Raw genomic sequence first — 13,870 nt, forward strand, 5'->3', positions numbered from 1 at the left:
ATCAACTCCTAGGTGTTGTCAGTGGCCGACAGTCCGGGGGTCAGGGTGAGCGATGTCTCGCCATCAGGGCGACTTGGTGGTCGCGCACCGTCTGGCCGGGGAGCGGCAGCGCATTCCATCGACCGTCGGCCTGGAGCTCCCAGCACCTGGTCGCCGGATCCATGGTGGACTCGAACATCTCGTCCAATTGGGCCGTCAGCCGCTGATCCTTGACCTGTGCCATGACTTCCACCCGGCGGTCCAGATTACGATGCATCATGTCGGCACTGCCGATCCAGAACTCATCGATGGCGCGGAAGTGAATAATTCGGGAGTGTTCCAGGAAACGGCCGAGAATCGAGCGCACCACGATGTTCTCGGACAGACCCTCATGGCCGGGACGTAACGCACAGATTCCGCGGACCACCACCTCGACCCGGACACCGGCCTGCGAGGCCCGGTACAACGCGTCGATCACCTGTTCGTCGACCAGGGCGTTGGCCTTCAGCCGGATTCGGCCCTGCCCGGTCTCCAGATGTGCAGCGGTCTCCTGCTCGATCCGCCCGATGATGCCCTTGCGCACACTGTGCGGCGCCACCAGCAGGTTGCGGTAGGACACCTTGCGGGAGTACCCCGTCAACGAGTTGAACAGGTCGGTCAGGTCGGCGCCGATGTCGGGGGAGGCGGTCAGCAGGCCGACATCCTCATACAGCCGGGCGGTTTTCGGGTTGTAGTTGCCGGTGCCGATATGGCAGTACCGCCGTATCGTCGAGCCCTCACGCCGGACCACCAGGCAGGTCTTGCAGTGCGTCTTCAGCCCGATGAGCCCGTAAACCACGTGCACACCGGCTTGTTCGAGGGCACGTGCCCATTTGATGTTGGCCTGCTCGTCGAACCGCGCCTTGATCTCCACGAGCGCCACCACCTGCTTGCCGGCCTCCGCGGCGTCGATCAGCGCGTTGACGATCGGCGAGTCACCGGATGTGCGGTACAGCGTCTGCTTGATGGCCAGCACGTTCGGGTCGGCCGCGGCCTGTTCGATGAAGCGCTGCACCGTCGTCGAGAACGAGTCATAGGGATGATGCACCAGCACATCACCGTCACGCAGCGTCGAGAAGATGCTCTTCGGCGTCTCGCGCTCGCCGAACGCGGCGGGCGTGGCGGGCACGAACGGACGGTCCTTGAGATCGGGCCGGTCCACCCCGTAGATCTGCCACAGTGACGAAAGGTCGAGGAGCCCTGGCACCTCGATGACATCACCGGGATGCACGTCGAGTTCCCGCAACAACAGCTCGAGCATGTTCTCGGTCATGTCGTCGGCGACCTCGAGACGCACCGGCGATCCGAACCGGCGCCGGGCCAGTTCCCGCTCCAGCGCCTGCAGCAGATCTTCGTCGCGATCCTCGGCGACCTCGAAGTCGGCATTACGGGTGATCCGGAACGCGTGCTGCTCGACGATCTCCAGGCCCGGGAACAGTACCGATAGGAAGGCGCCGATCAGCTCCTCCAGGGGCAGGAAGCGCACCGGACCCGGCGTGCCGTCCTCACCTTCGCGGCGGGGCAGCTCGACGAACCGGTCGACGTTGTCGGGCACCTTGATTCGGGCGAAGTGCTGGGTGCGGTCATCGGGCTGGCGCACCGTGATCGCCAGGTTCAGGCTCAGGCCGCTGACGAACGGGAACGGGTGCGCCGGGTCGACAGCCAGCGGCGTCAGCACCGGGAACACCTGCTCGTGGAAGTAGGTGGACAGCGTGGCGTGTTCGTCCTCGTCCAGATCGGCCCAGCTGACGATCAGGATGCCCTTCTCGGCCAACGCGGGTCGCACCGATTCGAGGAACACCTGGGCGTGGCGGCTGGAGATCTGCTGGGTGCGCTCACCGATGCGGCGCAACTGTTCCCGCGGGGACAGCCCGTCGGCGGAGCGCACCGACAGTCCCATCTCGTCACGACGTTTCAGGCCGGCGACGCGCACCATGTAGAACTCGTCGAGATTGGAAGAGAAGATGGCCAGGAACTTGGCCCGCTCCAGCAGCGGCAGCGAAGTGTCGGCGGCCAGCGCCAGCACCCGGGCATTGAAGTCCAGCCAGCTCAGCTCACGATTGAGGTAGCGGTCCTCGGGTAGCGCGTCCTCGACGGCGGCGGTGGTCTCCGCGGGGGGAGCGTCGGGTGAGCCGTCCACGGCCTCGGCCGGCGTCCACTCGGTGTCAGTAGTCGTTGTATCGGCGTCGGTCATGTGTCGATCATTGCCTATCCCCACCGTGCATTCCAGTGCGCATCGTGATCAACCGTCGCTGCCGGTGGACGGCAGCGCGCCGACCACGCGGTGTGTCGCCGGACCGAGGCCGAGGTGCAGTGCCGCGGCGAGATCATCGGGGGTGTCGATATCGCAACGCAGTCCCGGCCAGCTGCCGGTCAATTCGGTCGCGCCCGAATCAGCATGGCGGCGTGTGGATTCCACCCCGAACCGAGGGTCGAGCGGGACGCCGAACGCGAACAGCGCCGACGTCCCGGTGCCGTGCCGGTCGCCGACGAAGCTGCGCGGGTGCCGGCGTGCGGCGGCGAGCGCCCCGGCCAGCTCCTCGGTTCGCAGCGCCGGCAGGTCACCCTGGAGGACAACGATGTTGGGGACGAGTGCCGCCGCTTCGGCGACGCCGAGAGCGTTGTTCAACGGGTCGGGGTGCCCGTCGGGGGTCGGGTCCATCAATGCGTGGGCGCCGAGCTCGCGGGCGGCCGCAGCCGCATCCGGATCCGGAGTGACCACGGTGATCGAACTCACGGCGGGCACGGCCGCCGCTGCGGTGACGGTGTCCACCAACATGGCCAGCACCAGACTCTCCCGTGCCGAGGCCGAGAGCACCGGCGCCAACCGGGTCTTGGCTGCGGTCAGCCGCTTCACCGCGATCAGCACACCGACCTCCGGCTGCGCGTTGCTGCCCTTCATATCCGCCATCCTGCCAGTCTCCGCGGGGCAGCTAGGGTTGAGCCGTGGTCGAAGCCGCTGTGATGGGAGCCGGTGCGTGGGGAACAGCGCTGGCCAAGGTGCTTGCCGACGCCGGTAACAACGTGACGCTGTGGACACGTCGGCCCGAACTGGCCGACGAGATCAACGCGACGCACCGCAACCCCGACTACCTCGGGGACACTCCGCTGCCCGCCGGCATCCGGGCCACCGGTGATGCTGCCGAGGCGCTTCAGGGAGCCTGCACCGTCCTGCTCGGCGTGCCGTCCCAGACCCTGCGGCCCAACCTGGAGTCCTGGAAACACCTGATCGGACAGGACGCCACGCTGGTCAGCCTGGCCAAAGGCATCGAACTGGACACCCTGATGCGGATGAGTCAGGTGATCTCTCAGGTCACCGGTGCCGATCAGGCGCGGGTCGCGGTGGTGACCGGACCGAACCTGGCCAAAGAGGTGGCCGATGAACAACCCGCCGCCACGGTGGTCGCGTGCACCGACTCGGGTCGTGCGGTGACCATACAACGGGCGCTGTCCACCGCCTACTTCCGTCCCTATACCAACGCCGATGTGATCGGTGCCGAGATCGGGGGCGCCTGCAAGAACGTGATCGCGCTGGCCTGCGGCATGGCCGCCGGTGTCGGCCTCGGCGAGAACACCTCGGCGGCGATCATCACCCGCGGGCTCGCCGAGATCATGCGGCTGGGAATAGCGTTGGGCGCCAAGGGCGCAACGCTGGCCGGCCTGGCCGGAGTCGGTGATCTGGTGGCCACCTGCACCTCGCCGCAGTCACGCAACCGTACCTTCGGGGCGCGGCTCGGGCAGGGTGGTTCGATGGAGTCCGCGCTGCGTGCCGCTCAGGGGCACGTCGCCGAGGGCGCCACGTCATGTCAGTCGGTGCTGGCGCTGGCGTCGAGTTACGACGTCGAGATGCCGCTCACCGACGCGGTCCACCAGGTCTGCCATCGCGGTCTGTCCGTCGAGCAGGCCGTCATGTTGCTGCTGGGACGCAGCACCAAACCGGAATGAGCGCCACCCGGAGCGACGGGAGATAAGCATGGATGGTTATGGTGATTCCACCCGCAGCGTGAATGCTGTTGGAGCACACGGAGTTCCAGGTTCACCCATCGCGCCGGTGCCGGTTCCGGCGTCGGCGTACCACCTGTCGCCGGACGAGTCCGCACCGCTGGACACCTACGGTCGGGCCTCGAATCCGACGTGGCGCCAGCTGGAATCGGCACTGGCCGAGCTGGAGGGCGCCTCCTCGGCGCTGACCTTCGGTTCCGGTATGGGCGCCATCAGCGCGGCACTGCGGGTGCTGGCCAAACCGGGCAAGACACTGGTCGTGCCCGCCGACGGCTACTACCAGGTGCGCCGGTACGCCGCCGAATACCTGGCACCGCTGGGCGTCACCGTGGTCGAGGCGTCCGCCGCGCAGATGTGCGCGGCGGCCGAGCACGCCGACGTCGTACTCGCCGAGACGCCGGTGAACCCGACGCTGGACGTGGTGGACCTGCACCGACTGGCCACCAGTTGTCGTTCCCGCGGCGCGACCCTGCTGGTCGACAACACCGCCGCCACCCCACTGGGCCTGCAGCCGCTGTCGCTGGGTGCTGACCTCGTGGTCGCCAGCGCCACCAAGGCACTGTCCGGGCACAGCGATCTGCTGGCCGGCTACGTGGCGGGCTGCCACCCCGAACTGATGGCCGCGGTGGAACGCGACCGCCTGCTGGCCGGGCCGGTGCTCGGCACATTCGAGGCCTGGCTGGTGCTGCGCAGTCTGGGCAGCGCCGGGCTGCGCATCGACCGGCAGTGCCGCAACGCGCAGGCATTGGCGCTGATGCTGCGCGATCATCCGGCGGTGCGTTCGGTGCGCTACCCGGGCCTGCCGCAGGACCCGTCCCACCCGATCGCCGTCGAGCAGATGCGGCGTTTCGGTGGCCTGGTGTCCGTCGAGCTCGCCGATGCCGACGCCGTGCACAAGCTGGTGGAGCGCAGCGCGCTGCTGGTGGCGGCCACCAGCTTCGGCGGCATCCACACCTGTGTGGACCGTCGGGCGCGGTGGGGAGACCCGGTGCCCGAGGGCTTCGCCAGGATCTCGCTGGGCATCGAGGACACCGACGACATCGTCGCCGATATCGAGCGCGCGCTGGCCTGAGCCAATCCCTGAGAATCCGGCCGGTGCCCGAAGCCGGTAGCCTCTGCAGGTTGTGAGTGCCCGTACCCGTGTCGCCGTCATCTATGGCGGACGCAGTTCTGAGCACGGGATTTCCTGTGTTTCCGCAGGAAGCATCCTGCGCAATCTCGACCCGCAGCGCTTCGACGTGGTTGCCGTCGGGATCACCCCGGACGGCTCCTGGGTGCTGACCGACGGTAAGCCCGAGACCTTGGCGATCACCGCCGGTGAGCTGCCGAATGTGGCCGGCGGCACCGCGCTGGCGCTGGCCGCCGACCCGGTGCGCAGGGGCGAACTGCTCTCGCTGGGCGAGGGCGCCGGTGAGGTGCTGGCCGCCGTCGACGTGGTGTTCCCGGTGCTGCACGGCCCCTACGGCGAGGACGGCACCATCCAGGGCCTGCTGGAACTGGCCGGCGTTCCTTATGTCGGGGCCGGGGTGCTGGCCAGCGCCACCGGTATGGACAAGGAATTCACCAAGAAACTGCTGGTCGCCGACGGTCTGCCGATCGGCGATCATGTGGTGCTGCGGGCCCAGCAGGACACCGTCGCACTCGACGACCGGGAACGCCTCGGCCTGCCGGTGTTCGTCAAACCCGCCCGCGGCGGCTCCTCGATCGGCGTCAGCCGGGTGACGGCCTGGGATCAGCTGGCCGCCGCGATCGCCGACGCCCGCCGGCACGACCCGAAGGTCATCGTCGAGGCGGCCATCATCGGCCGCGAACTCGAGTGCGGCGTGCTGGAGTTCCCGGACGGACGCGTGGAGGCCAGCGAGATCGGGGAGATCCGGGTGGCCGGGGTGCGCGACCGCGAGGACACCTTCTATGACTTCGCCACCAAATATCTCGATGACGCCGCCGAGCTCGATGTGCCGGCCAAGGTCGACGACGAGATCGCCGGCGAGCTCCGTGCGCTGGCCATCAAGGCGTTCCGCGCCATCGACTGCCAGGGCCTGGCCCGGGTCGACTTCTTCCTCACCGAGGACGGCCCGGTGATCAACGAGATCAACACGATGCCCGGCTTCACCACCATCTCCATGTACCCGCGGATGTGGGCGGCCAGTGGGGTGGACTACCCGACGCTGCTGGCGACGATGGTCGACACCGCGGTGGCCAGAGGTACCGGCCTGCGGTGATGCTCGGTCAGCGCGACGGCCCGGGATCCAGCGGCTGGGCCGGCATGGTCCGCGCGATCGCCTTGGAGATCAGCTGGATCGGCGTCGGACCGGACCCCGACGGCAGCGTGAGCGCCACATAGGTGCCCCGGTCCACGGCGAACCAGGTGCTGGTCCCGTAGGCGTTCACCTCGAACCACTGCACCTCGTCGACGACCTGCAGTGGGGTGCCCACCACGAAGTCGGCCGGGCGGTCCAGGCCGCAGCGCAGGATGACCGCGTCGGCATCGGGATCGGCCTGCCAGGCGGCGGCGCCGGCGGGTACCGGTTCGACGGCCTGCGCGCGCCGGTAATCACCCAGCTGTTCGGGCAGCGTTTCCAGCAGCGCCGCGCACTGCGGGCTGTCGGCCTGCGGGGCGGGAGCGGCGGCGATGGCCACCGGTGTGTCCGGCGGCGCGGCTTGGCGGGTCGCGGCGAAGGTGAGCACCACGATCACCGCGGCCACGGCTACTCCGACCGCCGCGATGATCAGCGACCGCGGCGGGCCGTCCTGCTCATCGGGCTGCGTCACATGGGTAACTCTAGGGATGCTGCGTCTCGGCGATCGGGCAGGTCAGGGTCCGGGTGATTCCGGCCACCTGCTGAACCTTGTCCACGACATCGCGCTGCAATCCGTCCAGCGTGTCGGCGCCGACCCGGGCCACCACGTCGTACGGTCCGGTCACATACTCCGCCGAGTGCACCCCGGGCAGTCCGGCCAGCTGTTTGGCGACGACCTCGGCGCGGCCCACCTCGGTCTGAATCAGCATGAATGCCTCTACCACTGGGTGTGCCCTCCGTTTCCGCTGCATAGACTCGTCGCCGCAGGGACCAAACGTACCGCAGGTCGCGGCAGTGTTCAGGCCGGGAACCCCTACCCAGGACGGTGAGATGAGCGACAGCGAGCCGACGTTGGCACAGGTCGGGGAGTTCGGCGTCATCGACCGGATCAACGCGGGGCGTCACCAGCCCGAGGCCGTGGTGCTGGGTCCCGGAGATGATGCCGCGGTGGTCACCGCGGCCGACGGGCGCACCGTGGTGTCGACGGACATGCTGGTGCAGGACAGGCATTTCCGGCTGGATTGGTCCACGCCGCACGACATCGGCCGCAAGGCCATCGCCCAGAACGCCGCCGATATCGAGGCGATGGGTGCGACGCCGACGGCGTTCGTGGTCGCCTTCGGTGCACCGCCGGACACCGCGGCGTCCGCGGCGCAGGCCTTGTCGGACGGTTTGTGGGATGAGGCGCAGCGCTGTGGCGCGGGGATCGCCGGCGGTGATCTGGTCAGCGCCCCGCAGTGGGTGGTGTCGGTGACGGTGCTCGGCGATCTCGGCGGCCGCGCTCCGGTGCGACGGGACACCGCGCGCCCCGGTGACATCGTCGCCGTCGCGGGTGACCTGGGCCGTTCGGGTGCCGGATATTCGTTGTGGCTCAACGGCATCGGCGAACCGGCCGCGCTGCGCGAACAGCATCTGGTGCCGAAACCGCCCTACGGTCAGGGCCGCGTTGCCGCCGCTGCCGGGGCCACCTCGATGACCGATGTGTCCGATGGGCTGCTGGCCGACCTGGGCCATATCGCCACCGCGTCCGGGGTCGTCATCGAGGTGTTCAGGGAAGCGCTGGGCAGCGATCACGATGCCTTGGCCGATGCCGCAGCGGCCACCGGATCCGACGCCTGGAACTGGGTGTTCGGCGGGGGAGAGGACCATGCGCTGGTGGCCACCTTTCCCGGTGCGGTGCCGGCCGGGTGGCGGGTCATCGGCCGGGTGCGCGACGGTGCGCCCGCAGTGCTCGTCGACGGACAGGCCTGGCAGGGAAACGCGGGCTGGCAGTCCTACTGAACCGGCGGCACGCTAGTTTTGGGCCTCGTGACACCACGCCCGCTGACAGATCTCGTCGAACCCGGTTGGGCGCGTGCGCTCGAGCCGGTGGCCCCGCAGGTGACCGAGTTGGGCGAGTTCCTGCGCGCCGAACTGGCCGCCGGACACCAGTACCTGCCGGCCGGAGAGAACGTCCTGCGGGCGTTCACGTTTCCGTTCGAGGCGGTCCGCGTACTGATCGTCGGCCAGGATCCGTACCCGACTCCGGGACATGCCGTGGGGCTGAGTTTCTCGGTGGCCCCGGACGTTCGCCCGGTGCCGCGCAGCCTGGTCAACATCTTCACCGAGTACGGTGCCGACCTCGGCTACCCGGTGCCCGCCAACGGCGATCTGAGTCCGTGGGCCGCGCAGGGTGTGATGCTGTTGAACAGGGTGCTCACCGTGCGGCCCGGTGCGCCGGCCTCACATCGCCGCAAGGGGTGGGAGGCCGTCACCGAATGCGCGATCCGGGCACTGGTCGCGCGCCCGCAGCCGCTGGTGGCAGTGCTCTGGGGACGCGACGCGCAGACGCTGAAACCGATGCTGATCGAGGGCGGCTGCGGTGTCATCGAATCGGTGCACCCGTCGCCGCTGTCCGCGTCGCGAGGATTCTTCGGATCGAAGCCGTTCAGCCGTACCAATGAACTGCTGACGAAGCTGGGCGCCGATCCGATCGACTGGCGACTGCCGTAGCAGTACCTAGAGTCACCAAAACGACGGCACCCGCGAGGGTGACCGTCGATGTGGTGCAGATTTCAGCTGTGGACCGCGCGAGGCGGAATCAGCCGCGTGCGACCTTGCCGGCCTTCAGGCAGGAGGTGCAGACGTTCAGACGCTGCTTGTTACCGCCGGGGCGGGTCACGGCGTTGACGGTCTGGATGTTCGGGTTCCAGCGACGGTTGGTCCGGCGATGGGAATGCGACACCGACTTGCCGAAGCCGGGGCCCTTAGCGCAGATGTCGCACACGGCAGCCATGTCTAGAACTCCTTGTAATCAGTACTGGGGGCCAGCGACCGCAAGCGGGTGACCCGACAACTGGACCAGGATACCGGCCCGGTGAACGGATCTCCAAAACGTCCCGCTGATCCGCTCGCCGCGTTCACCCGAGCTGTCCACAACCTGTGCGGCTGCGGCCCCGCTGTCGGCGGCGATGGCTATTCTGGCCCGCACGGCTGGTGCGACGCTCAGGAGGTGTAGATGTCGGCTGCGCGGCTCGACGCATCGGCGATGCGACGTTGGGCCCACACCGCCGTCGGGCACCTGATCACCCACACCGACGAGATCAACCGGCTCAACGTCTTCCCCGTCGCGGATTCCGACACCGGCACCAACATGCTGTTCACCATGCGATCGGCGGTGGCCGGCCTGGAGGGGCGCGAGGATCTCGACCTGGTGGCGGTCACCGGCTGCCTGGCCGACGGCGCCTTGCGCGGTGCCCGCGGCAACTCCGGGGTGATTCTGTCCCAGATTCTGCGCGGCCTCTCCGATGTCACCGCCGAACGGCACCTCTCCGAGATCGGCGGTGAGGCCTTCGCCGCCGCCCTGCGCCGCGCCGAGGGACTGGTGGTGGCCTCGATGGGTGAGGCGGTCCCCGGCACCATCGTCTCGGTACTCGGCTCGGCAGCCGACACCGCCGAAGAACGCGCCGCCGCGGGTGCCGATGTCAGCACCGTCGTCGAAACGGCCGCCACCGCGGCGGTCGCCGCCTTGGAGCGCACCACCGACCAACTCGACGTGCTGGCCGAGGCCGGGGTGGTCGACGCCGGCGGGCGAGGTCTGCTGGTGCTCCTCGACGCGCTGACCGCGACCCTCGTCGGAAACGCACCCCGGCGGCACGCTTACGAACCGGCCGCCGGCGCCCCCGAACCGGCCGTCGGCTCGGCCGCGCCCCCGCAGTTCGAGGTCATGTACCTGCTCGACGGCTGCCGGGCCGAGTCCGTGGAGGGGTTGCGCGCCACGCTGGCCGCGCTCGGCGACTCGGTGGCCATCACCGCCGGCCGCAGCGGAACCCAGTCGGTGCACGTGCACACCGACGATGCCGGCGCCGCGGTGGAGGCCGGCATCGCGGTAGGTAGTCCCAGCAGTATCCAGATCACGGTGCTCACCGGCGCCCGTCCGGTGCACACCGCCGGCCGCGACCGCGCGGTGCTCGCCGTGGTCGACGGCGACGGCGCGGCGACTCTGTTCGCCGGCGAAGGTGCCCGGGTGCTGCGCCCGCACGATGGCGTGCCGATCAGCGCGCAGCAGCTGCTGCGCGCGCTGGTCGACGCCGATGCCGCGCAGATCATGTTGCTGCCCAACGGTTTCATCGCCGCCGAGGAACTGGTGGCCGGCTGCACGGCCGCGACCGGGTGGGGTATCGATGTGGTGCCGGTGCCGACCGCCTCGATGGTGCAGGGGCTGGCGGCCCTGGCCGTACACGACGGGGCCCGCCAGGGTGTGGACGACGGATACACCATGGCGCGCGCCGCCGCCGGCGCGCGGCACGGTTCGGTGCGGGTGGCCACCGACGACGCGCTGACCTGGGCCGGRCACTGCAAACCCGGTGACGGACTGGGCATCTCAGGTGATGAAGTGCTGATCGTCGGGCGCGATGTGGCCTCGGCCGGGGCCGGTCTGATCGATCTGTTGCTCGCCGCCGGTGGCGAGCTGATCACCGTGCTGATCGGCAGCGGTGTCGACGAGGGAGTGGGGGAGCGGTTGCGCGATCACGTGCGCCAGCAGCATCTGGGTGCCGAACTGGTGAGTTACCGCACCGATCACGACGGTGACGCGCTGCTGATCGGGGTGGAGTGACCCGTGGTTGCGCTCAACGATCTGCTCTCACCCATCATCGGCGCCAAGGCCGCCGACAAGCTGGAGGAAGCCTTCGGCATCCGTACGGTCAACGACCTGCTGCGCCATTACCCGCGCAAGTACAGCGACGGGATGACCGTCCGCGAAGAGGGCGAGGAGATCGAACTCGAGGAGGGCACCCATGTGACCTTCGTCGACGTCATCACCGCCACCGATGTCCGGCAGATGAAACCCCAGCCGGGCAAGCGGCCACGCAAGATGCTCAAAGTCACCCTCGGTGAGCGCAACCCCGCGATCACCGCCACCTTCTTCAACGCCGATTACCTCGTCAACAGCCTCACCCGGGGCACCAGGGTGATGCTCTCCGGTGAGATCGGCTACTTCCGGCAGACGATGCAGCTGTCGCATCCGGCGTTCCTGATCATCGGCGCCCCGGGCGAACGGACCATCGGGACGCGGTCGTTCGCGAAGATCGCCGACGCGTCGGGGGAGTCCGGCTCGGACGTCCTGGCTGCCTTCGAGAGGGAGTTCTTCCCGATATATCCGGCGACCAAGAAGCTGCAGAGCTGGGACATCTACGCCTGCATCTGCCAGGTGCTGGCGGTGCTCGACCCGATCCCCGAGCTGCTGCCGGAACCCTTTCTGCGGCAATGGAATTTGACCTCCGAAGACACCGCCCTGCGCCGCGTGCACGTCTCGGAGAACGCCGTCGAGCGGGAGGCCGCGCAGGAACGACTGACCTACGACGAGGCGATCGGCCTGCAGTGGGCGCTGGTGTCGCGGCGCTACGGCGCGCTCGGTGAGACCGGGCCGGCGGCCCCGCTGCGCGGCGACKGGCTGGCGGCCGCCCTGATGAAGCAGTTGCCGTTCGAGTTGACCGGCGGTCAGCGTGAGGTGCTCGACGTCATCTCCGGTGAGCTCGCCAAGACCCGGCCGATGAACCGGATGCTGCAGGGTGAGGTGGGCTCCGGCAAGACCATCGTGTCGGTACTGGCGATGCTGCAGATGGTCGACGCCGGCATGCAGTGCGCGCTGCTGGCGCCCACCGAGGTGCTCGCCGCGCAGCACTACCGTTCCATCCGCCAGGTACTCGGGCCACTGGCGATGGCCGGTGAACTCGGGGCCGCCGACGGGGCCACCGCCATCACCCTGCTCACCGGTTCGATGTCACCACAGCAGAAGCGCCAGGCCCGTGATGAGATCTATTCCGGCACAGCAGGAATCGTGGTGGGAACGCACGCCATCATCCAGGAGTCGGTGGAGTTCGGCCGGCTCGGCATGGTGGTGGTGGACGAACAGCACCGGTTCGGCGTCGAGCAACGGGACCGGTTGCGCGCCAAGGCCACCGGGGGGATCACCCCGCACCTGCTGGTGATGACGGCGACGCCTATCCCGCGCACCATCGCCCTGACCGTGTTCGGCGATCTGGAGACCTCCACGCTGCGCGAGCTGCCCCGTGGACGCCAGCCCATCACCAGCAATGTGGTGTTCACCAAGGACAAGCCGTCCTGGCTGGACCGGGCGTGGGCGCGCATCATCGAGGAGGTGGCCGCCGGGCGGCAGGCCTACGTGGTGGCCTCGCGTATCGATGAGGAGCCCGACAAGAAGAACGCCTACGAGCACGGCCCGCCGCCGGTCACCGTGCTGCAGGTGCTGGAACGGCTGAGCACCGGGCCGTTGGCCGGGTTGCGGCTCGGGCTGATGCACGGGCGGCTGGCGCCAGAGGAGAAGGACGCGGTGATGTCGGCATTCCGGGCCGGCGAGATCGACGTGCTGATCTGTACCACCGTCATCGAGGTCGGCGTCGACGTGCCCAACGCCACCATGATGGTGGTGATGGATGCCGACCGGTTCGGCATCAGCCAGTTGCACCAGCTGCGGGGGCGTATCGGCCGCGGGCAGCATCCGAGCCTGTGCCTGCTGGTGACACGGATGCCGGAGAGTTCCAAGGCCGGTGAACGGTTGCGCGCGGTGGCGGGCACCCTGGACGGTTTCGCGTTGGCCGACCTCGACCTCCAGGAGCGTCAGGAGGGAGATGTGCTGGGCTACAACCAGTCCGGACGTCTCACCACGCTGCGCTTCCTGTCATTGGCAGATCATCTGGGCATCATTCAGGACGCCCGCAGTTTCTGCGAGTCCGCGTATCTGGACAATCAGTACCAACCCGGGCTGGACGTGCTGGCCGCGCCGTTCGCCGACTCGGATCGGGTTCAGTACCTGGACAAGTCGTGAAGCGGATCGGTCTGCTCGGGGCCGGCGTCGCGCTGGCGGTGCTGGTGGCCGTGCAGGTCAGCACCGAACCCGGTGCGGGTTCGGCGCGATATGTGGCCGAGGCCGATATCCCGACCGTCGCGCCCGGCGTCGACGTGCTGGCCGGGGTGATCGAGATCCCGGTCCGGACGCCCGGTTACGACTACCGCCGTGACGCGTTCGGGGAGTCCTGGGACGATGACAACGATGCCCCCGGCGGGCGCAACGGCTGCGACACCAGAAACGACATCCTGGACCGCGATCTCGTCGAGAAGTCGTACGTATCGATCAAGCGGTGCCCGACCGCGGTTGCCACCGGCACGCTGATCGATCCGTACACCAACGCCACCATCGCCTTCGTGCGCGGCAACCAGATCGGGGCGTCGGTGCAGATCGACCACATCGTTCCGCTCTCGCTGGCCTGGGATCTCGGCGCCCGCACCTGGACCGACGAAATGCGGCTGCGGTTCGCCAACGACCCGGCCAATCTGCTCGCCGTCGACGGGCCGACGAATCAGAACAAGGGTGACAACGAGCCGGCGGTGTGGATGCCGCCCAACCGGGCGTTCTGGTGCCAGTACGCGGTGCAGTTCGCCGCGGTGCTGCGCGGGTACGGGCTGCCGGTGGATGCGCCCTCGGCACGGGTGCTGCGGGAGGCGGCCGGGACGTGCCCGACGGGCTGAGGCGCGATCTACGTAGCAGA

Annotated in this window: 13 protein-coding genes; 8 read left to right on the forward strand and 5 right to left on the reverse strand. The window is 68.8% G+C overall.

Features of this window, described 5'->3' with window-relative positions; translation table 11 throughout:
• Positions 1–40: 40 nt before the first annotated feature.
• Both AC1DTF_RS10045 and cofC read right to left on the reverse strand, forming a co-directional pair.
• Entirely contained in the window at positions 41–2,212 is a 2,172-nt protein-coding gene (locus AC1DTF_RS10045; RefSeq protein ID WP_477473973.1) for an RNA degradosome polyphosphate kinase, read from the reverse strand.
• Positions 2,213–2,260: 48 nt separating this feature from the next.
• On the reverse strand, positions 2,261–2,929 hold the full coding sequence (gene cofC / locus AC1DTF_RS10050; RefSeq protein WP_477473974.1) for a 2-phospho-L-lactate guanylyltransferase: 669 nt from the start codon (positions 2,927–2,929) through the stop codon (positions 2,261–2,263).
• Positions 2,930–2,982: 53 nt separating this feature from the next.
• Here cofC and AC1DTF_RS10055 point away from each other — a divergent pair, with 53 nt between their 5' ends.
• The 3 genes from AC1DTF_RS10055 to AC1DTF_RS10065 are packed head-to-tail and all read left to right on the forward strand — an operon-like array spanning position 2,983 to position 6,242.
• Complete coding sequence (locus AC1DTF_RS10055) at positions 2,983–3,963, forward strand: NAD(P)H-dependent glycerol-3-phosphate dehydrogenase (protein WP_156409096.1); 981 nt, start codon at positions 2,983–2,985, stop codon at positions 3,961–3,963.
• 28 nt (positions 3,964–3,991) lie between these two features.
• Entirely contained in the window at positions 3,992–5,092 is a 1,101-nt protein-coding gene (locus tag AC1DTF_RS10060) for a cystathionine gamma-lyase (RefSeq protein ID WP_057166323.1), read from the forward strand.
• Positions 5,093–5,144: 52 nt separating this feature from the next.
• Positions 5,145–6,242, forward strand: coding sequence for a D-alanine--D-alanine ligase family protein (locus tag AC1DTF_RS10065; RefSeq protein WP_057166324.1), 1,098 nt, complete (start codon positions 5,145–5,147; stop codon positions 6,240–6,242).
• A 7-nt stretch (positions 6,243–6,249) separates the two neighbouring features.
• Here the strand turns inward: AC1DTF_RS10065 and AC1DTF_RS10070 are convergent, their stop codons facing one another.
• Both AC1DTF_RS10070 and AC1DTF_RS10075 read right to left on the reverse strand, forming a co-directional pair.
• Entirely contained in the window at positions 6,250–6,792 is a 543-nt protein-coding gene (locus tag AC1DTF_RS10070; RefSeq protein WP_477473975.1) for a DUF3515 domain-containing protein, read from the reverse strand.
• 10 nt (positions 6,793–6,802) lie between these two features.
• A complete protein-coding gene (locus AC1DTF_RS10075) occupies positions 6,803–7,045 on the reverse strand; it encodes an Lrp/AsnC family transcriptional regulator (protein ID WP_057166326.1) in 243 nt (80 codons plus the stop codon).
• A gap of 106 nt (positions 7,046–7,151) precedes the next feature.
• On the opposite strand from AC1DTF_RS10075, the gene AC1DTF_RS10080 reads away from it, so the two are divergent.
• Both AC1DTF_RS10080 and AC1DTF_RS10085 read left to right on the forward strand, forming a co-directional pair.
• Entirely contained in the window at positions 7,152–8,102 is a 951-nt protein-coding gene (locus tag AC1DTF_RS10080) for a thiamine-phosphate kinase (RefSeq protein WP_477473976.1), read from the forward strand.
• A 27-nt stretch (positions 8,103–8,129) separates the two neighbouring features.
• Positions 8,130–8,813 (forward strand): uracil-DNA glycosylase, encoded by a 684-nt coding sequence (locus AC1DTF_RS10085; RefSeq protein ID WP_057166328.1) that lies wholly within the window; start codon positions 8,130–8,132, stop codon positions 8,811–8,813.
• Positions 8,814–8,901: 88 nt separating this feature from the next.
• Here the strand turns inward: AC1DTF_RS10085 and rpmB are convergent, their stop codons facing one another.
• A complete protein-coding gene (gene rpmB / locus AC1DTF_RS10090) occupies positions 8,902–9,096 on the reverse strand; it encodes a 50S ribosomal protein L28 (RefSeq protein WP_057166329.1) in 195 nt (64 codons plus the stop codon).
• A 222-nt stretch (positions 9,097–9,318) separates the two neighbouring features.
• Here rpmB and AC1DTF_RS10095 point away from each other — a divergent pair, with 222 nt between their 5' ends.
• The 3 genes from AC1DTF_RS10095 to AC1DTF_RS10105 are packed head-to-tail and all read left to right on the forward strand — an operon-like array spanning position 9,319 to position 13,850.
• Entirely contained in the window at positions 9,319–10,917 is a 1,599-nt protein-coding gene (locus AC1DTF_RS10095) for a DAK2 domain-containing protein (RefSeq protein ID WP_477473977.1), read from the forward strand.
• 3 nt (positions 10,918–10,920) lie between these two features.
• A complete protein-coding gene (recG, locus tag AC1DTF_RS10100) occupies positions 10,921–13,149 on the forward strand; it encodes an ATP-dependent DNA helicase RecG (protein ID WP_477473978.1) in 2,229 nt (742 codons plus the stop codon).
• Positions 13,146–13,850 carry an HNH endonuclease family protein gene (locus tag AC1DTF_RS10105; RefSeq protein WP_477473979.1) on the forward strand — a complete coding sequence of 235 codons (705 nt, stop codon included), beginning with the start codon at positions 13,146–13,148 and terminating at the stop codon, positions 13,848–13,850. The genes recG and AC1DTF_RS10105 overlap by 4 nt, the downstream gene beginning before the upstream one ends.
• The last annotated feature ends 20 nt before the right edge of the window (positions 13,851–13,870 follow it).

This window comes from Mycobacterium sp. P4_H6 (assembly GCF_056400845.1).